Below are 19,359 nucleotides of genomic sequence, written 5' to 3' on the forward strand. Positions count from 1 at the left end.
TTAGTGGAGGGCTATTTTTCTAAATTCTATTATTTCATGTTGTTTGCTTTCATTAAAATCAAAAAAGATATCAGAGTGTTGGGAACCCTAAAGGGTTTCCCAACACTCTGAGAAACGAAGGTAATTTCATTACCTTCGTTTCTTTTTTTCTGTTACACATCCGTAATATTACAATGTATTATTCGACATCTACGCATAGAGAAATAGTAAATTTTATGCTATTTCTCTAAATATAAATGGCGTTTCGTGTCGAATCTTGTTAAATCACCGAAATATAACCGTGTGTTTTTGTTACAATTATGATACAATGATAACAAATAGATAACAAGAGAGGGATTTTCATTGAGTTCATACGGAAGCTTTATTGCACTTTTATGTTACATAGTAACTGTACTGCTTCTATATTTTATTGGCGATGCTGCAAACATTTCGGTATTACAATTTCCCAAAGAAGAAGCGTTCCAATTAGAATCAGAAAAACATACTGCACGATCCATTGTACCACTACTCTTAGCTCTTCCTGTATATATCATCGTTTTATATAAAAGTAAAAAAGTGTAAAGGCTACCTATTTCATTCATTTCGGTGGTCTTTACATTTTTTGTGATACTTCCCCTATCTTAAACATCATTCCCTACTAAATACCGGCCTAGTCTTTTAAAATGAGAAAATCCCCTAGAAAAAATTCCACGCTCTGTCCAATCACCAACTACCGAACTTACATAGATTATAAGTGTGAAGGGGGTGATGAGGATTATGTTTGGATCATTTGGATGCTGTGATAACTTTAGAGACTGTCATCATCGTGAAAGAGATTGTGACCATCGTGAGAAAGAGAAAGAGGTAGTTAGACCACAACGCCCTGCGGTATGTAACTTGCTTGCTAACATATCTGTAGGAACAGAAATTACCAGTTTAATTGTTAGAGATATCGCCGACCCATTTGCTGCGGTAGTATTTGAAGGTTTTGCAAATGGTGTTGCTCTTTTCTCAACTGGTGAGGGTCTTTTACGTGTATGCCCAACTGATATTGTTGCAATCGTTATCTAGTCCTGTACTTTATTATCGTAACAAATTAACTTTTATTTTTTCTATAGAAAAAACCTGAGACCGATTTCAAATCGACTCAGGTTTTTTATTGATTATATGCTTTTAACTAGTTCAACAACTTCTTCAGCAGTTGACATCATTAATGCTTTTTCTGCTAATGTTTCCATTTCTACTTTTGACAACTTGCTTAGTTGTGTTCTTGCAGGAAGAATAGATGTTGCACTCATACTGAACTCATCTAAACCTAATCCTAATAATAATGGGATAGCAAGTGAATCTCCCGCCATCTCACCGCACATACCAGCCCATTTGCCTTCTTTATGAGCAGCATCGATAACCATTTTTACAAGACGTAAAATAGATGGGTTATATGGTTGGTATAAGTAAGATACTTGTTCGTTCATACGGTCTGCAGCCATTGTGTATTGGATTAAATCATTTGTTCCAATAGAGAAGAAATCAACTTCTTTCGCGAATTGATCTGCTAATACTGCTGAAGCTGGGATTTCAACCATCATACCAACCTCAATAGAATCAGAAACAGTTGTACCCGCTTCTACAAGTTTCGCTTTCTCTTCTAATAAGATTGCTTTCGCTTGACGGAACTCATCAAGAGTTGCAATCATTGGGAACATAATTTTTAAGTTACCGTATACGCTAGCACGAAGTAATGCACGAAGTTGTGTACGGAACACATCTTGCTCATCAAGACATAAGCGAATTGCACGGTATCCTAAGAATGGGTTCATTTCTTTTGGTAAATGTAAGTATGGAAGCTCTTTATCTCCACCGATATCAAGTGTACGAACAACAACAGGCTGACCTTCTTTTACACCTTCAAGAACTGCTTTATACGCTTCGAACTGCTCTTCTTCTGTTGGAAGATTGTCACGGCCCATGTATAAGAATTCTGTACGGTATAAACCAACGCCTTCTCCGCCATTATCAATAATACCTTGTACATCATTTGGTGTTCCGATATTTGCAACAAGCTCAACATGATGTCCATCACTTGTTACAGTAGCTTGGTCTTTTAATTTTGCCCATTCAGTTTTTTGCTCTTCAAATTTCGCTTTCTTTTCTTCAAAAGAACGAAGAGTTTCTTCTGATGGATTTACAATTACTTCTCCATCTAAACCGTCGATGATTACGATATCGCCGTTTTGGATTTTCTCCATAACAACTTTCGTACCAACAACAGCTGGAATTTCCATAGAGCGAGCCATAATTGCAGAGTGAGATGTACGGCCACCGATATCAGTTGTAAAACCTTTTGCATACTTACGGTTTAACTGAGCTGTATCAGATGGTGTTAAATCTTCAGCAATGATGATTACTTCTTCAGAAATTGTACCAGGATTTGAGAAGTTAATGCCTAGTAAATGTGCAAGAACACGTTTTGTTACGTCACGAATGTCCGCAGCGCGTTCTTTCATATATTCGTTATCCATGTTTTCAAACATAGAAATAAACATTGATGCAACTTCATCCATTGCAAATTCAGCATTTACTTTTTCGCTATTTACTTTATCTTTTACTGGGTTTACTAATTCTGGATCATTTAACACTAATAAATGTGCTTCAAAGATCGCAGCTTTATCAGCACCTAGCTCAGCAAAAGCGTGGTCCTTAATAGCTTCTAATTCAGTTTTTGCTTTCTCAAGCGCAGCGTCTAAGCGTGCAATTTCTGCAGCTTCGTTTGTAATTGATTTCTTTTCGATGTTAAATTCAGGATTCTCAAGTCTGAAAGCCTTTGCAATAGCAATCCCACTTGATGCAGCGATCCCTTGAATGTTAAGAGTCATTATTCTCCTAATCCTTCGTTTTTCATAGTTTCTTCGATAGCTGCTAGTGCTTGAGCTGCATCATCACCATTTGCAGTGATTTTAATTTCTGCGTTTTGTTGAATGCCTAAAGACATAACGCCCATGATTGATTTTAAGTTAACGTTTTTTCCGTTATACTCTAAGTTAATGTCAGAACCAAATTTGCTTGCAGTGTTTACAAGTAGAGTTGCTGGACGAGCATGAATTCCTGAGTCGCTAGTTACTTTAAAGATTTTTTCCATGATAATTTATCTCCTTTAAATTACAGTATTTTTTAGTTGTATAGACGTGAGTACTACATCATCTATTGTATATAATAGGCGATGTTCGGTCAACCACATCGCCTATTATAATTATAAACATTTTGCGTCAAATTCCTACTGGATGTCAATAATAGCGTTTTCGCCCTTCTTAACATTTCCATCTTTTTTCAATTCGACTTGTTGTCCTTGTTGTAAATTCGTAAAGACAATTGGTGTAATGATAGATGGTGCATTTTCTTTTACAAATGCAAGATCTACTTTTAATAATGGTTGTCCTTGTTTCACTTGGTCGCCTTGTGCTACAAGTGCTTCAAAACCTTCACCATTTAATTTTACAGTATCAATACCGAAGTGGATTAAAATTTCTTTTCCTCCTTCAGATTGAATGCCAATCGCATGCTTTGTAGGGAATACGTTGACGATCTCACCATTAACTGGAGAAACTACTGTTCCTTCTGTTGGCTCGATTGCAAATCCATCTCCCATCATTTTTCCTGAGAATACTTGATCAGGTACTTCTGTAATCGGTAAGATTTTCCCTTCAATTGGTGAAACGATTGTTTCGTTTTCATCAACTTTTTGAGGAGCTTCTTCTACTTTTACAGCCTCTTCTTTTTCAACATGAGGTGTACGACCTGACATAATATCATGAATTTGTGATTTTAATGTGTCAGATTTTGGTCCAAAAATAGCTTGAATGTTATTTCCAACTTCAAGTACACCAGCTGCTCCAAGCTCTTTTAAGCGGTCTTTGTTTACATTCTTTTGTTCGTTAACTTGCACACGTAAACGAGTAATACAAGCATCTAGAGAAGCAATGTTTTCTTTACCACCAAGTGCTACTAATACTTCACGAGGAAGTTCACCCGCTTCAGTTTTCCCTGCACCGTCATTAGCATTAGCTACTTCACGACCAGGTGTTTTTAAATTCCATTTACGGATTGCAAAGCGGAATCCGAAGTAGTAAATAACTGCTAGTACAAGACCAACAATAATTACCCACCACCATGCTGTACGGCCTGGTAGTACACCGAATAACATAAAGTCGATTAAACCACCAGAGAATGTCATACCAATTTTAACACCTAAAATTTGCATTGTCATAAATGATAGACCAGCGAATACTGCGTGAATTCCGAATAATACTGGTGCTACGAATAAGAATGAAAATTCAAGTGGTTCTGTAATACCTGTTAAGAAAGATGTTAATGCAGCAGAACCTAAAATACCAGCTGCTAATTTTTTATTTTCTGGACGTGCTTCATGGTACATTGCTAATGCTGCTGCTGGAAGACCGAACATCATGAACGGATATTTACCAGTTGTAAATGTACCTGCTGTTAATTCTACACCGTCTTTTAACTGTGCCATAAAGATTTTTTGGTCACCACGGATTAATTCGCCAGCTGCATTTGTATACTGCCCGAATTCGAACCAGAACGGTGAATAGAAAATGTGATGTAATCCAAATGGAATTAATGAACGTTCAATTAAACCGAATATAAATGCGGCTATTGTTCTATTTGCATCAATCATTTGATGTGAGAACGTATTTAAGCCACCTTGAATGTATGGCCAAACGAAACACATGATAATACCTACTACTAAAGAAAATGTTGCAGTTGCGATCGGTACGAAACGCTTACCTGCGAAGAAACCTAAGTATGATGGTAATTCAATGTTGAAGTATTTATTGTAGCAATATGCGGCTACTATACCGACGATAATACCACCAAACACTCCCGTTTGTAGCGTTGGAATTCCTAATACGTTTGCATATGCTGGATCTGCAAATCCGATTTTTACTGGATCTGCTCCAGAACTTGTTACTTTTACTAGCTTATCTACTTCTAAGAACACACTCATCGTTTTGTTCATAATTAAGTAGCCGACAAATGCTGCTAAACCAGCTACTCCGTCTCCACCAGCTAAACCAATTGCTACCCCAACTGCGAATAATAATGCAAGGTTAGCGAAAATAATATCACCAGATTGTTCCATAATTTTTGCTACCATTACGAACCAATCTGCTTTTAAAGCAGGAATAACATTTGTTAACTGTGGATTTTGAAATGCATTACCAAATCCAAGTAAAATACCTGCTGCCGGTAAAATCGCTACTGGAAGCATAAGCGCTTTTCCGACTTTTTGAAGAACACCAAAGATCTTCTTAAACATGGAAACCCTTCCTCTCTTATCTATATTGATACCTTCCGACAAACGCCAAAAAGACATGAGGAAAAAAAGATAGAACGATAGCTATACAAAGGGTAGTATATCCCTTTCTCTAGCTTACATTCCTTACTTTTCTCCACTCATGCCTGATCGAATCAGTAACACGTGTCAAAAATAGGTTTACGTATAAGTTCACTATAATTAAGGCAAACGTTTTCGTTACTTGCCTTAATTTGTTTGTCGAAATTTGTATAACTTTGCAATAGTTATTATACATAACTATTGTAAGCGATTCAATGATTTTTTTTAACGTTTTCATTTTAGACAAAAATATATGTCTTTTTACACACGTTCTGCTTTCACTAAGCGTTGCAAATGCATGGTTAAATATATGCTCTCTGCTTCATACACAGGAAGTTGCAATTCTTTTTGCATGACCTTAACTAGCTTCCAAGCTAAATTATAACAAACGGGATATTCCGCCTTTAATAAATCAGCAAAACTTTGTGATTCCTCTACTTTTTCTCCTTTTTTCACCCGTTCAATCGCATATTGCAAATGACGGATAAGGCGTAAATAGTGAATACTTTCTTGGTCTAATGTAATTTGTAAGTTTGTCTCAATTAAAGATACAAGCTGTGCAATGAGACGGGAGTTTTGATTAACTGAAGATAAATCTGAATTTGTAAGTGAACTGTAAATATGGAGTGCAATAAACCCAATTTCTCCTTCTGGCAATGTAATTTGCAAACGAGAATTTAAAAGATCTACAACACCTTCAGCAATTTCATACTCCTCTGGATAGAGCATTTTCGTTTCAACTAAAAAAGGATTATCAATTGTAAGCCCTTGCTTTAATCGCTTAATTGCAAAAGAAATATGATCTGTTAAAGCGATATGAATATGTTCATTTAATGGTGATTTTGCTTTTTCTTGAATATAGAACATAATATCATTCATTAATTCAATTAATTTTTCACTCACATGTGGCACTAACAGTTTGTATTGTTCACGATCACGTTCATTTTTTAAAACAAACATTTTTTCAATTTGTTCTTGCTCCAATACATCTTTCGCTTTTTTTCCAAAACCAATTCCTTTACCAATCACTACTACTTCCTCGTGTTCAGGATGGCTAGCAATGATGACATTATTGTTTAAAACTTTTTTAATTTCTAGATAACTACTCATATAACACCACCCTCGTACTTAAATAGCCTGCTTTTATGTTACAGAACATCCTTCTTTGTCGTCAATGTAAAACATCTACCATTTCATAAAAATTCATTTTTTAGACATGTTTATATATGATGCGTATAATGTAAGAGCAACTGTACATAGAAAGGAGATAACAACATGATTAAAATGTTTGTAAGTGATATCGATGGTACAATGATGCAACACGGAGGATTAATTGACGAACAAGATATTGCAGCACTTCGCAGTCTCGCTGAGCAAAATGTTATTCTTTGTTTCGCTTCTGGCCGACTTGATAATGAAATTGCAAATTTAATGCAAACTGTAAATACAAATTTCCACCGTATTAGTGTCAATGGTGTTTTTGTATACACACACGAAAATAAGCAACTATTATCTGCAACTTTTGATTCCAGTATTCTTCCTGATTTGCTAGCGATGACAAATGAAGATCCTTATTTTCGTTATGTAAGTGATGAACATAATTATTACATTGAAGAGAAAACACCGTTTATTCATGAACTTGAACAACAAGTAACAATGACTTCCGTTGAAGAACCGCATCTATTAGAAAAAATTGATGATACTATTTTCCCAAATAAAATCTCTGTCGGCGGAACAAAGGAAAGTTTACAACTCCTTCAGAAAAAACTTGATGAAAAATTCCATGGAAAAGTTAGTACCTTCATTTCAGCAGAACAATGTTTAGATGTAATGCCACCTAATATTAGTAAAGGTTCTGCTATTTCTGTTTTATTACAAGAATTTCAAATACAACCAGAGGAAATTGCTTGCATAGGGGATTCTTATAATGATATTCCAATGTTTTCTTTAACTCCTCACAGTTTTGCTATGTCTCAAGCTGATGACGCAGTAAAAGAACATGCTCACTATGTAGTAAATACAGTTAAAGATGCTGTTAACCACGTAATTGCTCATAATAAAAATACGACTCACTCCTTGTAAGGATGAGTCGTATTTTTTCTTTACATGTTAAACAATTTGACATTAACTGTACTTCACAAACTGAAATATATTATTTGTTACGTGCGATATTTGTAATAAACTTATAACGATCCCCACGATAAATACATTTCACATACTCTAACGGTACTTCACCTTCTGAATATGACCATTGACGCATTACAAGCACTGGCGCCTTTTTAGGAATATGCAGATGTTCAGCTTCATTATCCGTTGCAATTGAAGCTTCAATTGATTGAGTAGCGCTAACAAGTTTAAAGCCCAGTTTTTTCTCTAAATGTTCATATAAAGATTGTTGCAATATTTCTTCGTTAATATCTTTTACAAGAGCTGGCGACAAATATGTCGTCTCAAAAGCAATCGGTTCATCATCAGCTAAGCGAATACGCCTCACTTCATAAACCGACTCCCCCTCCTGTATTCTCAACCGGTCTGCTATTTTCGCAGTAGCTGGAACGAGGCGGAAACTAAGTAATTGACTACTTGGGTTCATCCCACGAGAAATCATATCTTCTGTGAATCCCGTCATTCCTTGCAATTTTTGTTCCACTTTCGGAAGTTGGACAAACGTACCGATTCCACGTTTCCGATATAAATAACCTTGTTCCACTAAATTATTAATCGCCTGTCTGATTGTCATACGACTCACTTCGAACTTATCGCAAAGTTCATTCTCAGATGGGATTTTATCTCCCGGCTTCCATTCGCCGTCCTCAATTAGCTGTTTCACCCACTCTTGAATCTGATAATAGATCGGAAATGGTGAATACTTGTCGATGTTCATCAGCAATCGCCTCACTGCATAAAGATAGAGCTTCTTGATCAGCGATTACGGTTACATTCGGATGACGTTGTAAAACTGTAGCAGGACACGCTTCACTATATTCACCTTGCAATAATTCTTTAACAGCTTCTGCCTTTTTAGCACCCATAGCAACAAGTAGAATTTGTTTCGCTTTCATAATGCTTCCGATTCCCATTGTAATCGCATGAGTTGGCACATCTTCTTCTTTTTCGAAGAAGCGAAGGTTTGCTTGGCGTGTAGATTCTGTTAATTCAACAATGTTTGTTGGAGAATTAAACAGCGTTCCTGGTTCGTTAAATCCGATGTGACCGTTTTCACCGATTCCAAGAATCTGTAGGTCAACTGGGTTAGCAGCTAGAATGCCCTCGTAACGTTTGCACTCTTCCTCTAAATCACTTGCCATCCCGTTTGGTACATAAGTTTGTTTAAATGGAAGATGATCAAACAACTGTTCTTGCATGAAATAGTGATAGCTGTTTTTATCTTCATGTGGTAAATTTACGTACTCATCTAAGTTTACAGTGGTTACACGGCTTGTATCAAGTTTATTTTTTCGCATTTCTGCATAAATACCTAATGGAGAGCTTCCTGTAGCCATTCCTAATGTTGGATTTTCTTTTGTTTTTACAACTTCTTCAATTAATTTATAACCTGCTTCTGCTAGTTCTTCTGGATTTTTTACAACAAGAATATTCATTTAATTACTTCCCTTCCTTCATATGAATTCCTAAACGAACCGTATCATATACATGTAAATCTTCACTCATCACAACAAAGTCTGCATCTTTTCCTACCGCTAATGCACCTTTATGATTTAATCCAAACTCTTCTGCTTGGTTAACTGATGTCATCAGTACTGCATCTTCGATTGAACAACCTGTAAATTCAATTACATTTCGGAAAGCTTGATCCATTTTTAGAATACTACCCGCTAACGTTCCATCTTCTAATCGAGCACTACCATCTTTTACATGTACTGGCTGTCCGCCAAGCTCATATAATCCATCTTCAAGACCCTTTGCACGCATTGCGTCAGTAATAATACTTACTTTTTTCGGTCCTTTTAATTTATATGCTAATTTCACCATATCAGGGTGAATGTGAATACCATCTGTAATTACTTCAACCATTACATCTGGATTTAATAACACATGACCAACAACTCCTGGTTCACGGTGATGTAATCCACGCATTTGATTGTATAAATGCGTTGCATGTGTAATGTTTCTATTTTTTAGTTGCTCATCAATTGCATCTGTATGCCCCATTGTGCCAACAACACCAGTTTCAGCAAGATACTGCTCAAACTCTAACGCACCTTCTTCTTCAGGTGCATATGTTACTAATTTAATTAGATTCCCGCTTGCTTCCTGCCATTGTTTAAATTGTTCAATATTCGCAGGAACAATATGTTCAAGTGGTTGTGCACCTGCACGTTTTTTTGAAACATACGGTCCTTCTAAGTGAATATATTCGAAATGTGCTCCTTTTTCTTTCGCTTCTTTCGCAGCATGTAATGCTGCTTCGATTGCTTCTGGAGCTTGTGTCATTGTTGTTGGGAAGTAAGTTGTAACTCCTTCTTTTAACATTTCTTTACCTAGAGTTACTAACCCATCGCTATTTGCATCCATCGCATCAATATCGTATCCACCATGAATATGAACATCAATCATACCTGGAATCACAATTTTCCCTGCCGCATCTAAAACCGCTTCATTTTCTTGTGATACATATTGAGCCATCAAACCAATTTCTTTAATTGTTTCTGCGTAACGAATAAATCCGTTTTCCACTACTTCTTGACCTGTATAAATTTTGGCATTGATGACAGCTTGCGTTTTCATTTTCATCGATCCTTTCCCATGAAATACCTACTTGTTATTATTACCTTATTCGCCTAATTCCATCTTAATATATGCACGAGTAGTTGTCTAGACATTCGAATGAAATTTCCTCTTTGTTTAACAAAAAGGAAACTTAGTACGTCTCTTGCAATTATAATATATGTTATTCAGTTTTCCAAAAAGGGAGAGTATCCCCTATCATATTACTCACTTAAGTAATGGCATTAATCCACTAGAGCCTATTGTAATATGCTCGCCGTCTGTTTCCATTTCTACTGTACGTTTATTTGTTCCATACATCATTATACCACGCTGTTTTAATCGTCTCACTACACTTTGATGAGGATGTCCATACGGATTTCTGCTCCCATATGAAAGAATCGCAAACTGTGGTTCTACTTTCTTTATAAACATTTCACTTGTTGAGGTATAGGAGCCATGATGTCCTACCTTTAACACATCTGCATGTACATCGAATTGCTTTAATATTTCAGTTTCCGTCCGCACATCAGCATCACCCATTAGTAAAAAATCCGCTTTTCCGTATCGTACCTTTAACACAATTGAAGATTCATTATTTTCATCTTTTGATTTCCCATTGTTTAATACTTGTATGGAAACATGCGGATCTAGCGGTATGTATTGTCCCTCTTTTACTGAAACGAAAGGAATCCCTCTTTTTTTAATATGATTCCGGTATGTGTGATAAGTAAAAGAACTATATGTTTTTCCACTATCTAATATAAGTGATACCGGCATTTGCTCTACAATCGGAATGAGTCCTCCAATGTGATCCATATCAGGATGCGTACTGACGATAGCATCTAAATGGTTAATCCCTTTTTCGATTAGTTTTTGAATGATAACCTCTCCAGCTTCATAAGGTCCCCCATCAATTAACATCGTTTGTCCATTTGGCAATATAATAAGTGTCGCATCACCTTGCCCAACTTTTAAAAAACTCACTTTCATTTTCCCAAAATGTTGCCGCTGCATATGTAAAGGAGACGCGGTATGAATAGACATCATGTATCTTTTGGCCGATGTACTATTTAAAGAAAAGCATAACAAAACAGAAACTAACAATAAAATACTTCGCATACTTCTCATAACTCGTCTCCTTTTTTCAATTAGTATGGCACGGTATATAATTGATATACAAAAAAAGCTTAGCAAAATGCTAAGCTTTTATTTCGATATCTCCTGTAAAGAACCAAAGAATAAATCTGCTTCATTCATTTGTTCATTCTCTTCAGAAAGTGCTGGTAAATCATCTAATGTTTTCAATCCAAATGTATCCAAAAATTCTTTCGTTGTTCCATATAAAATAGGACGCCCTGGCCCTTCTGCTCGTCCCATTTCTTTTATAAGTAAGTGTGAAACTAACGTTTGTAACGCCTTATCGGTTTTTACCCCTCTAATCTCTTCCATTTCAGTCCTTGTAATCGGTTGACGATATGCCACAATCGCTAACGTTTCTAAAGCAGCCTGAGAAAGTGAAGCCGCTGTTGGGATATCTATTAATTTTTGATAGTACGAAGCATGTTCTTTCTTTGTAGCAAAACGATATACTTTTGCATACTGTACAATTTGCAAACCGCGGTGTGCACCTTCACATTCTTCTTGCATTTCTTCTAAAATATCGATTACTTCATTTCCTTCAATTTCAAGCACTTTCGCTATTTGTTCTGGATAAATCCCTTCATCACCAGAAACAAATAAAAGCCCTTCAATGATTGATTTCTGTTCTTTTCTATCCATTTTACGAGCTCCTTCCTCCAATTTTCTCCATAAAAATACACATCAAAAAACCGAATCACAATCAATGCGTTCGGTTCAATATTTTTTCTCTTGTTCCAAACGATACATTCAAACCTAGCATGAGATATAATATTTCCATCCCATTTTCCATACTAACTCTATGCAGATTTAGTAGAGCTTGATACGAAAATTTCATCAAAATTATGTTCTTGTTCAATTATGATTTGTTGATTTTTCATAAGCTCAAGAACCGCTAAAAATGTTACAACCATTATTTCCCGTTCATCATCAACAAACAAATCATAAAAACTTTGACGACCACCTTGTATTTCTAACTGCTTTAAAATATCAATCATGCGCTTCTCAATTGGTATTTCTTGACGAGTAATACGTGTTGTTACAGGTTTCTTTGCTTTTTTACGGCGCATTAATTTTTGAAATGCCGCTAGCATATCATATAACGTAACATCAAGAGGCAAGTTTGTCTCCTCTTCTTGTTGCAATGATGTAAAATCAATTGGCGGACGTGTATATAGCTGTGCTCTTTCTTGTTCTCTTTCTTTTAGCTCAGTAGCAACTTGCTTATATTTCTTATATTCAATTAACCTCTCCATCAATTCTTGACGAGGATCATCTATAAAGTCATCACCGTTATCAAGTACATCTTCTTCATGTTTCGGCAACAACATTTTACTTTTAATTTGTAATAAAGTCGCAGCCATTACTAAATACTCACTTGCAACATCTAATTGTAGTTCTTTCATCGTGTGAACATAAGATAAATATTGCTCTGTAATTTCCGCTACAGGAATATTATATATATCAATTTCATAACGATGTATTAAATGTAACAATAAATCTAAAGGCCCTTCAAAAGCCTCTACTTTAAAATTATACTGCACAAAGCATCCCACCACATTTTTTCTATAACAACATAAGTATAGAGCATACTCATGTTCTATCCAACCTTTTTAAGAAATTTAATTAAAAATAGACCGATGCCTATGTCATCATGCCCACCACTTCATATGATAACAGTGTAGTAAGAACAATGTAGGAGGTCAAAAAACTATGGGTCACGTTGATTGCGGTTTTAGTGGTGGGTTCGCATTACTTGTTGTATTGTTTATTTTACTAATTATTGTAGGGGCAGCTTGCTTCTGCTAATATGAACAATAACGGCTAGGGAATACTCCCTAGTCGTTTATTGTTCATATTTCTATGATACACTTGTATTTATAACCGTTAAACAGGGGTGAAAAACATGTATCCTACCGAATACATACAATTTTTAATTCATTTTCACGGAGATTATGATTATTTTGAATGTCACGAAATACTGGAAGAATATTGGAAGGAAAAACCAAGAGGAGATCGTGATCATTATTTAGTCGGTCTCATTCAAATTGCAGTTTCTTTATACCACCAAAGACGCTCTAACTGGAATGGCGCAGAAAAGATGATGAAAAGCGCCATAACGATTTTAGAAAAAAACAGTGCACCTTTACTACGTTTAGGAATAAATACCACACAACTTCTATTCTTACTCAAGGATAGATTGCAATCTATACAGAAAGAAGCAGATTTCACACCGTTATTTTTACCATTATCAGATAGAGCATTAGAAAAGCACTGCATGGAATTATGCCAGGAACAAAACCTCCCTTGGAAAGACGTGAATGCTACTTCTAGTGAATATATCATACATAAGCATACATTACGTGATCGAACAGAAGTCATTACTGAACGCAACGAACAATTACAAAAAAGAAAGCAGAGATAATAAACTACTTATCTCTGCTTTCACGAATGTATATTTTGTTCTAGCCCTTTACACTTTTTGCAAAAACTTGCTGTTTGCTCATTTCCGCAAATTGTAAACTCAAGAAATTTACTCTTTAACTCTTGTACCATCTTCGTCCCAATACCCATATGACGATGAGATGGGTTCACACTCAAATGCTGAATTTCCAAAACTTGATTCTCTTTTTTTACAATCCCCATTATCCCAACAAAATCTTCGTTTTGTTTCCACAAATACAATTGCCAATCATCCTTTGCTTCATAATCTTTCATAGTCAATTGTAATGTTTTCACATCTTTTTCTGTTGGCATAAATGAAAGAAGCCCCATTGCAATCTTTTCATAACTTTTTTTAAAACGAATTAACATAACCCTTATCCCTTCTTACAAAAGTTACAAACTATTAATCCCCTCAACCACTCTTTTCATATCACATTCATTTTACAATATTTTCAACAGAGTGAGAAGGGCTTAAAACAACTTGATAATCATACAAAGCAAAAAGAAGAAAGTCAAATATATGTTTCAGTACTATTTTTCCTAAGTAGATGAAAGAAAAATACTGTTATATGAAAGTGAAAAGAAACATCCACCGCTCATTATCATTTCACTATTCATCATCTGAGTGCAAATGAATTCTAGCAAAATAAATGTAATAAAAAATATTTATTGAAACATGTAATCTAATGTATTCTATGTAATTTGTTAAATTTTTGTTCTCATAAGCGACATATTTTCACTGCAATAACAGTACTACTTGTATCATGTACTGTAAACGACATACACATTCCTATTAAAAAAGCAAAAAAGAGAGCAATCGCTCTCTTTTTCCATTAACTTATTCTTCCCAAACTTTAACTTCTTTCATTACATCACCTTGACGCATGTTTAATACTGTTTCAATACCGCTTGTTGCTTTACCGAATACAGTATGTACACCATCTAAATGTGGTTGTGGCTCATGAACAACAAAGAATTGGCTACCGCCTGTATTACGGCCAGCATGAGCCATAGAAAGTGATCCAACAAGGTGTCTATGAGGATTTCCATCAGTTTCACATGGGATAGAGTAACCTGGGCCACCTGCACCTGTTCCTGTTGGATCTCCACCTTGGCTTACGAAGCCAGGAATAACGCGGTGGAATGTCACACCATCATAAAATCCTTGCTCTGCTAGTTTTTTAAAGTTTTCTACTGTTTTTGGTGCCTCTTCTGGGAAAAATTCTAAATCGATTTTTTCGCCATTTTCCATTAATATGTATCCTAAAGTTTTCATACGTATATGTCTCCTTTCAACTATCTCAGCACTATATTACCACATTCATGACTAGAAACAAAAAGAATCCGACAATCTACATACTTCTTTTTTGAAATGTGGAAAAAGCTAGGTGACAAATAAGAAATATATACTATAATAACTGTGTTGCCCGAAAATTTTAGAAAGAGAAAGGGAGCGATTTTTCGTGAAAACGAAATTACTAGCTCTGCTATTAGCTGTAACGGTATTTATAATGCCAACAGCTTCGTTTGCAGACATCATCGAAGGAGAATCAATTGTTACACTAGGAGAAAACTTGTCTGAACAACAAAAACAAGATCTGTTACAAGAAATGAAAGCACCAAAAGATGCTACAATCATTACTGTGTCTAATGCGGAAGAACATAAATTTCTAGAAGGGATTGTTCCAAAAGCCCAAATTGGTACGAGAGCAATTTCCTCTTCTATGATTACATACACAAAGCCAGGGTCTGGTCTCATTGTACGTTCAAAAAACATTAATTCGATAACAGATGCAATGTACACAAACGCACTTATTACAGCAGGTGTGAAAGATGCAGAAATTCAAATTACTGCACCATTTAAAGTCTCAGGAACCGCTGCTTTAACCGGTTTAATGAAAGCCTATGAAACAACATCGAACAAAGCAATTCCTGAAGAAGTAAAAAAAGTAGCCAACGAAGAAATGGTGCAAACAGCCCAGCTCGGCGATAAAATTGGTGAAGAAAAAGCAGTTCAACTTGTTGCAAAAATTAAAGAAGAAATTGCCAAAGAACAGCCAAAAACGACTGAAGATTTACGTTCATTAATTCAAAAAATTGCGGATCAACTTGGTATTACATTAACGGATGAACAGTTAGATAACTTAGTTGCGCTATTTGATAAAATGAAAAATCTTAATATCGATTGGAATCAAGTTGGCAGTCAGTTAAATAAAGCAAAAGAACACGTTTCTGCCTTTTTAGGATCTGAAGAAGGGCAAGGTTTCCTAGATAAAGTTAAAGATTTTTTCTCAAGTATCATTGATTTTGTTAAATCGTTATTCAAGTAAAAAGAAGCTCGTCACTGACGAGCTTCTTTTTTATACAAGTAACGGCAATTTCATAACAGCTTCTTCAACCGAACGAACAATATGATTTGCCTTCTCCTTCACATATGGATGAGCATGATGAAGAGTAAATGAATGCGGGGTTACTTCAAACATAGAAATATCATTGAAAGAATCTCCAATGCATGCAACTTCATTTGCTTCAATTTGCAAATGTTCCATTAGTCGCCTTAAAGCACTCCCTTTACTTACTCCCCTTGGCATAATGTCAACATAGCGTTTACCAGACATAAAAACTTCCGCTTCGCTCTGAAATGTATCTCGTAACTCTTCATCTAATGCTGCAATTGTCTCTTCTTCCCCAAAAACAAACAATTTTGCAGGATGTACAGTCTTACCAAATTCCGCTTCTAATGCTTCTATCTCAGCAATATGCACGCCCATATACGTCTCAAAAGTATGATGATGTTCATTCTTTCTTTTTGTATACCGTTGCTCATTTGCACAAACAATATCTGCTAGTCCCTTTTTATGGATATATCGATATATTTCCTGGGCAATCCCATCTTCAAAACTTGATTCATGAAATATTTTTCCATCCGGCAGTAACATCGTCGCTCCATTTAAACTAGTTGTGTAATACGGGAATGAAAACCTATTTACGACTTCATCGATTCGATGAGTAAAGCGGCCAGAGGCAAAACAAATATTTGTCCCTTTTTCAGCTAACCAACAAAGTGCACGTTCATCTTCTTTTTGCATATGATTCACATTGTAAACGAGCGTATCATCTAAATCACTTACAAATAATTTAATCATGTCCTCTTCCCCTTCCATACATACACAATATCTACTCTAAGTGTACACAAAAAATGTTTGATTTTTGTTAAAAAACAATAAATTTTTGCTAAAAAAATAAACGGGTGTATAATCCCGTTTATTTTTGTCTTTTTACATTTTGAGGTTTTACAATACTTGGGCGTACTTTTAAACTAGACATCGTTGGACGGAGTAGAATTTTTGTTAATGCGCCCCAATCAAATGGTAAAAACGGCCATAAATAAGGTGTTTGTAAACTTTTTATAGACGTTAAAAATAAAATCAATATCGTCATACCAATTACAAATCCCATTTCATGAAATATACCTGTCAAAATAATGACAAATAGCTTTCCGATTTTATTCCCAAGCCCTAGTTCATAACTCGGTGTTGCATATGCTCCAATCATAGAAACTGCTACGTATAAAATTACTTCTGGTACAAACAAACCTACATCAATAGCAATTTGACCAATTAATATGGCAGAAATTAATCCTGCTGCAGACGACAATGATGTCGGTGTATGAATGGCAGCCATCCTTAAAAATTCTAGTCCGATTTCGGCCATCAAAATTTGTAATAAAATTGGTAAATGCGTCATCTTGTTCGGTCCAATGAAAGCGAGACTTTCCGGTAAAAGAGTTGGATCAAAAACAAACACCAACCAAAATGGCAGTAAAAACAGCGAAAATATAACACCTAAAAAACGTACCCAACGTAAAAATGTACCTACAGCTGGATTTTGTCTAAACTCTTCTGCATGCTGTAAATGGTGGAAATATGTTGTTGGAGTAATCATAGCACTCGGTGATGTGTCAACAAGTACTAACACATGTCCTTCTAGTAGATGATTTGCTGCTACATCTGGTCTTTCTGTGTATCGAATAAGTGGGAAGGGATTATAACCTTGTTTAACTACAAATTCCTCTACCGTTTTATCCGCCATCGTAATTCCATCTATTTCAATGTTACTTAATTCTTGTTTTATTATCTTCACTAAATCTGGATTTGCAACATCTTGTACATATGTAATACAAATATCCGTTTGCGATCTATCTCCTACTCGAATCATTTCATTTCGAAGACGTGGATCTCGAATTCTCCTACGAATTAACGCTGTATTTACAACGATATTTTCAACAAATCCATCCCTCGCACCGCGTACTACTTTTTCAGTATCAGGTTCTGTTGGTGTTCGTCCTGGATAGCTACGAACATCTATTGCGAACGCTTCCGTTTCACCTTCCACAAATATAACGATGAGTCCTGATAATACTTGGAGCATTACCTCATCCATCGTTTTCACTTTACTTACTTGTTGATGGATTAAACGATTCTCTAAAAGCTTCACTGTATCTTCTTCTACATCCCTTATTTCATTTGTATCCACCGCTTCTTCTAAAATAGGGATAATATAATTTGTATCACAAAGTCCGTTTACAAATAACACACCAATTTCTTTATTTAAAATTTGAAATTTACGAATACCAACATCGTATGTAACACCCAGTCCAGCTGTTTGCTTTAAGTAATTTTCATTATCACTTATGAAAGATGAAATTGGGATTTCCACTTTTTTAGGCTTCGTCATAAAAACCACTCCTTTCCAAAATTAATTGAATCGCTTTTCTAGTAATAGGTGATCCCCTCTCCCATTCATCGTTCCCACACATCTTACCAATATCACCAACTCCCACAATGACAGGAACATTCAGATCATCTAAACAATAAATTGTATCTCCGCTAATTCTGCCAATTTCTCCATCTGGAAGTCCAAATTTATCAACACCATATTCGGTTAAGTTCCCGTTCCGATCTACATTTACATCTACGCGTGCCCATTCCCAATGATGTGTATTAGACGCTACTGCCAAAATCCCCAGTACATCAATTTGTTTATGTGTGGCTACATATTTTAAAGCCTTTTCACCAGATCCTTCTCCAATAAATCCACTGTCATCAAACATGACAAATACAGGGTCATATGGCGTTTGCATAATAAGCTCAACAACTTTCTTCCCTGTCAATTTGGTTGGATTACTTTGTGATGCCGAAATACACCTTCCCCCAAATTCCTTCGTTAAAAGCTCAATTGTTCGCTTTGCATATTCATCTCCATCTGTGACCAAAACAACCCTTCGTCTCATTTGATTTATCCTTTCGGTTTACATATAAGTGCTACAAAAAATGAAAATAATATCGCTGCGGAAATGCCTGCAGACGTTAAACTAAACATACCCATACCAATCCCTATATATCCGTGTTTTTCTGCCGCATGCATTGCCCCGTGTAATAGGGAATGTCCAAAACTTGTAATAGGAACTGTCGCACCAGCACCAGCAAACTTTATGAGCTTATCGTATAATCCGAATCCATCTAACACTGCTCCTATGACTACAAAGGTCGCCATTAAATGGGCTGGTGTTAACTTTGCGAAATCTAACAATACTTGTCCAATTACACAAATAGCACCTCCTACAAGAAAAGCATATATAAAATCCACAA

General features: G+C 35.7%; 22 protein-coding genes and 1 pseudogene. 6 read left to right on the forward strand and 17 right to left on the reverse strand.

Features of this window, described 5'->3' with window-relative positions; genetic code table 11:
* The first annotated feature begins 342 nt into the window (after positions 1 to 342).
* The gene (locus ACTFOB_RS20990; protein WP_000100487.1) at positions 343 to 561 is read left to right on the forward strand and encodes a hypothetical protein; all 219 of its coding nucleotides are present in this window, start codon (positions 343 to 345) and stop codon (positions 559 to 561) included.
* 195 nt (positions 562 to 756) lie between these two features.
* On the forward strand, positions 757 to 1,050 hold the full coding sequence (locus tag ACTFOB_RS20995; RefSeq protein WP_440028712.1) for a DUF3915 family protein: 294 nt from the start codon (positions 757 to 759) through the stop codon (positions 1,048 to 1,050).
* Between the two features lie 92 nt (positions 1,051 to 1,142).
* Here the strand turns inward: ACTFOB_RS20995 and ptsP are convergent, their stop codons facing one another.
* The 4 genes from ptsP to glcT all read right to left on the reverse strand — a co-directional run bounded on the left by ptsP (position 1,143) and on the right by glcT (position 6,505).
* Positions 1,143 to 2,855 (reverse strand): phosphoenolpyruvate--protein phosphotransferase, encoded by a 1,713-nt coding sequence (gene ptsP, locus ACTFOB_RS21000; RefSeq protein WP_440028713.1) that lies wholly within the window; start codon positions 2,853 to 2,855, stop codon positions 1,143 to 1,145.
* The gene (ptsH, locus tag ACTFOB_RS21005) at positions 2,855 to 3,118 is read right to left on the reverse strand and encodes a phosphocarrier protein HPr (RefSeq protein WP_000411080.1); all 264 of its coding nucleotides are present in this window, start codon (positions 3,116 to 3,118) and stop codon (positions 2,855 to 2,857) included. Before ptsH ends, ptsP begins: the two co-directional genes overlap by 1 nt.
* A gap of 135 nt (positions 3,119 to 3,253) precedes the next feature.
* On the reverse strand, positions 3,254 to 5,317 hold the full coding sequence (gene ptsG / locus ACTFOB_RS21010; RefSeq protein ID WP_440028715.1) for a PTS glucose transporter subunit IIABC: 2,064 nt from the start codon (positions 5,315 to 5,317) through the stop codon (positions 3,254 to 3,256).
* 339 nt (positions 5,318 to 5,656) lie between these two features.
* A complete protein-coding gene (gene glcT, locus ACTFOB_RS21015; RefSeq protein WP_440028716.1) occupies positions 5,657 to 6,505 on the reverse strand; it encodes a glucose PTS transporter transcription antiterminator GlcT in 849 nt (282 codons plus the stop codon).
* A 165-nt stretch (positions 6,506 to 6,670) separates the two neighbouring features.
* Here glcT and ACTFOB_RS21020 point away from each other — a divergent pair, with 165 nt between their 5' ends.
* Positions 6,671 to 7,477, forward strand: a complete 807-nt coding sequence (locus ACTFOB_RS21020) for an HAD family hydrolase (RefSeq protein ID WP_440028717.1) — start codon at positions 6,671 to 6,673, stop codon at positions 7,475 to 7,477.
* A 70-nt stretch (positions 7,478 to 7,547) separates the two neighbouring features.
* Here the strand turns inward: ACTFOB_RS21020 and phnF are convergent, their stop codons facing one another.
* The 6 genes from phnF to scpA all read right to left on the reverse strand — a co-directional run bounded on the left by phnF (position 7,548) and on the right by scpA (position 12,807).
* On the reverse strand, positions 7,548 to 8,279 hold the full coding sequence (gene phnF, locus ACTFOB_RS21025) for a phosphonate metabolism transcriptional regulator PhnF (RefSeq protein WP_002194085.1): 732 nt from the start codon (positions 8,277 to 8,279) through the stop codon (positions 7,548 to 7,550).
* Positions 8,209 to 8,997, reverse strand: coding sequence for a glucosamine-6-phosphate deaminase (gene nagB / locus ACTFOB_RS21030; protein ID WP_440028718.1), 789 nt, complete (start codon positions 8,995 to 8,997; stop codon positions 8,209 to 8,211). The genes phnF and nagB overlap by 71 nt, the downstream gene beginning before the upstream one ends.
* A 4-nt stretch (positions 8,998 to 9,001) precedes the next feature.
* Positions 9,002 to 10,144, reverse strand: a complete 1,143-nt coding sequence (gene nagA / locus ACTFOB_RS21035) for an N-acetylglucosamine-6-phosphate deacetylase (RefSeq protein ID WP_440028857.1) — start codon at positions 10,142 to 10,144, stop codon at positions 9,002 to 9,004.
* A 207-nt stretch (positions 10,145 to 10,351) separates the two neighbouring features.
* Positions 10,352 to 11,254: a ComEC/Rec2 family competence protein gene (locus ACTFOB_RS21040; protein WP_440028719.1), complete on the reverse strand. Its 903-nt coding sequence runs from the start codon at positions 11,252 to 11,254 to the stop codon at positions 10,352 to 10,354.
* A 78-nt stretch (positions 11,255 to 11,332) separates the two neighbouring features.
* Entirely contained in the window at positions 11,333 to 11,905 is a 573-nt protein-coding gene (gene scpB, locus ACTFOB_RS21045; RefSeq protein WP_151632921.1) for a segregation/condensation protein ScpB, read from the reverse strand.
* A gap of 158 nt (positions 11,906 to 12,063) precedes the next feature.
* Positions 12,064 to 12,807, reverse strand: coding sequence for a segregation/condensation protein A (gene scpA / locus ACTFOB_RS21050; RefSeq protein WP_001199757.1), 744 nt, complete (start codon positions 12,805 to 12,807; stop codon positions 12,064 to 12,066).
* A gap of 169 nt (positions 12,808 to 12,976) precedes the next feature.
* Between scpA and ACTFOB_RS21055 the strand changes: the two genes are divergently transcribed.
* Both ACTFOB_RS21055 and ACTFOB_RS21060 read left to right on the forward strand, forming a co-directional pair.
* Entirely contained in the window at positions 12,977 to 13,072 is a 96-nt protein-coding gene (locus ACTFOB_RS21055) for a YjcZ family sporulation protein (RefSeq protein WP_000510194.1), read from the forward strand.
* A 97-nt stretch (positions 13,073 to 13,169) separates the two neighbouring features.
* Positions 13,170 to 13,688, forward strand: a complete 519-nt coding sequence (locus tag ACTFOB_RS21060) for a DUF309 domain-containing protein (protein ID WP_440028720.1) — start codon at positions 13,170 to 13,172, stop codon at positions 13,686 to 13,688.
* 20 nt (positions 13,689 to 13,708) lie between these two features.
* Here the strand turns inward: ACTFOB_RS21060 and ribT are convergent, their stop codons facing one another.
* The 3 genes and pseudogenes from ribT to ACTFOB_RS21075 form a co-directional block, all read right to left on the reverse strand.
* Complete coding sequence (gene ribT / locus ACTFOB_RS21065; RefSeq protein WP_000908397.1) at positions 13,709 to 14,077, reverse strand: GNAT family N-acetyltransferase RibT; 369 nt, start codon at positions 14,075 to 14,077, stop codon at positions 13,709 to 13,711.
* Between the two features lie 67 nt (positions 14,078 to 14,144).
* A pseudogene (locus ACTFOB_RS21070) lies at positions 14,145 to 14,326 on the reverse strand (hypothetical protein).
* A gap of 220 nt (positions 14,327 to 14,546) precedes the next feature.
* Positions 14,547 to 14,984 (reverse strand): peptidylprolyl isomerase, encoded by a 438-nt coding sequence (locus ACTFOB_RS21075; protein WP_000853785.1) that lies wholly within the window; start codon positions 14,982 to 14,984, stop codon positions 14,547 to 14,549.
* A gap of 187 nt (positions 14,985 to 15,171) precedes the next feature.
* Between ACTFOB_RS21075 and ACTFOB_RS21080 the strand changes: the two genes are divergently transcribed.
* Positions 15,172 to 16,038, forward strand: a complete 867-nt coding sequence (locus ACTFOB_RS21080) for a DUF1002 domain-containing protein (protein WP_151632926.1) — start codon at positions 15,172 to 15,174, stop codon at positions 16,036 to 16,038.
* Positions 16,039 to 16,068: 30 nt separating this feature from the next.
* On the opposite strand, the gene ACTFOB_RS21085 is transcribed toward ACTFOB_RS21080, so the two are convergent.
* From ACTFOB_RS21085 to spoVAE, 4 genes are all read right to left on the reverse strand, one after another.
* Positions 16,069 to 16,872, reverse strand: a complete 804-nt coding sequence (locus ACTFOB_RS21085) for a Cof-type HAD-IIB family hydrolase (RefSeq protein ID WP_440028722.1) — start codon at positions 16,870 to 16,872, stop codon at positions 16,069 to 16,071.
* Positions 16,873 to 16,972: 100 nt separating this feature from the next.
* Complete coding sequence (gene spoVAF / locus ACTFOB_RS21090) at positions 16,973 to 18,445, reverse strand: spore germination protein SpoVAF (protein ID WP_151632930.1); 1,473 nt, start codon at positions 18,443 to 18,445, stop codon at positions 16,973 to 16,975.
* Entirely contained in the window at positions 18,432 to 19,001 is a 570-nt protein-coding gene (locus ACTFOB_RS21095; RefSeq protein WP_440028725.1) for a stage V sporulation protein AE, read from the reverse strand. The genes spoVAF and ACTFOB_RS21095 overlap by 14 nt, the downstream gene beginning before the upstream one ends.
* A gap of 5 nt (positions 19,002 to 19,006) precedes the next feature.
* Complete coding sequence (gene spoVAE / locus ACTFOB_RS21100; RefSeq protein WP_000345909.1) at positions 19,007 to 19,357, reverse strand: stage V sporulation protein AE; 351 nt, start codon at positions 19,355 to 19,357, stop codon at positions 19,007 to 19,009.
* Between the last annotated feature and the right edge of the window lie 2 nt (positions 19,358 to 19,359).

Source organism: Bacillus cereus group sp. MYBK79-1 (assembly GCF_051915365.1).
Taxonomy (GTDB): domain Bacteria; phylum Bacillota; class Bacilli; order Bacillales; family Bacillaceae_G; genus Bacillus_A.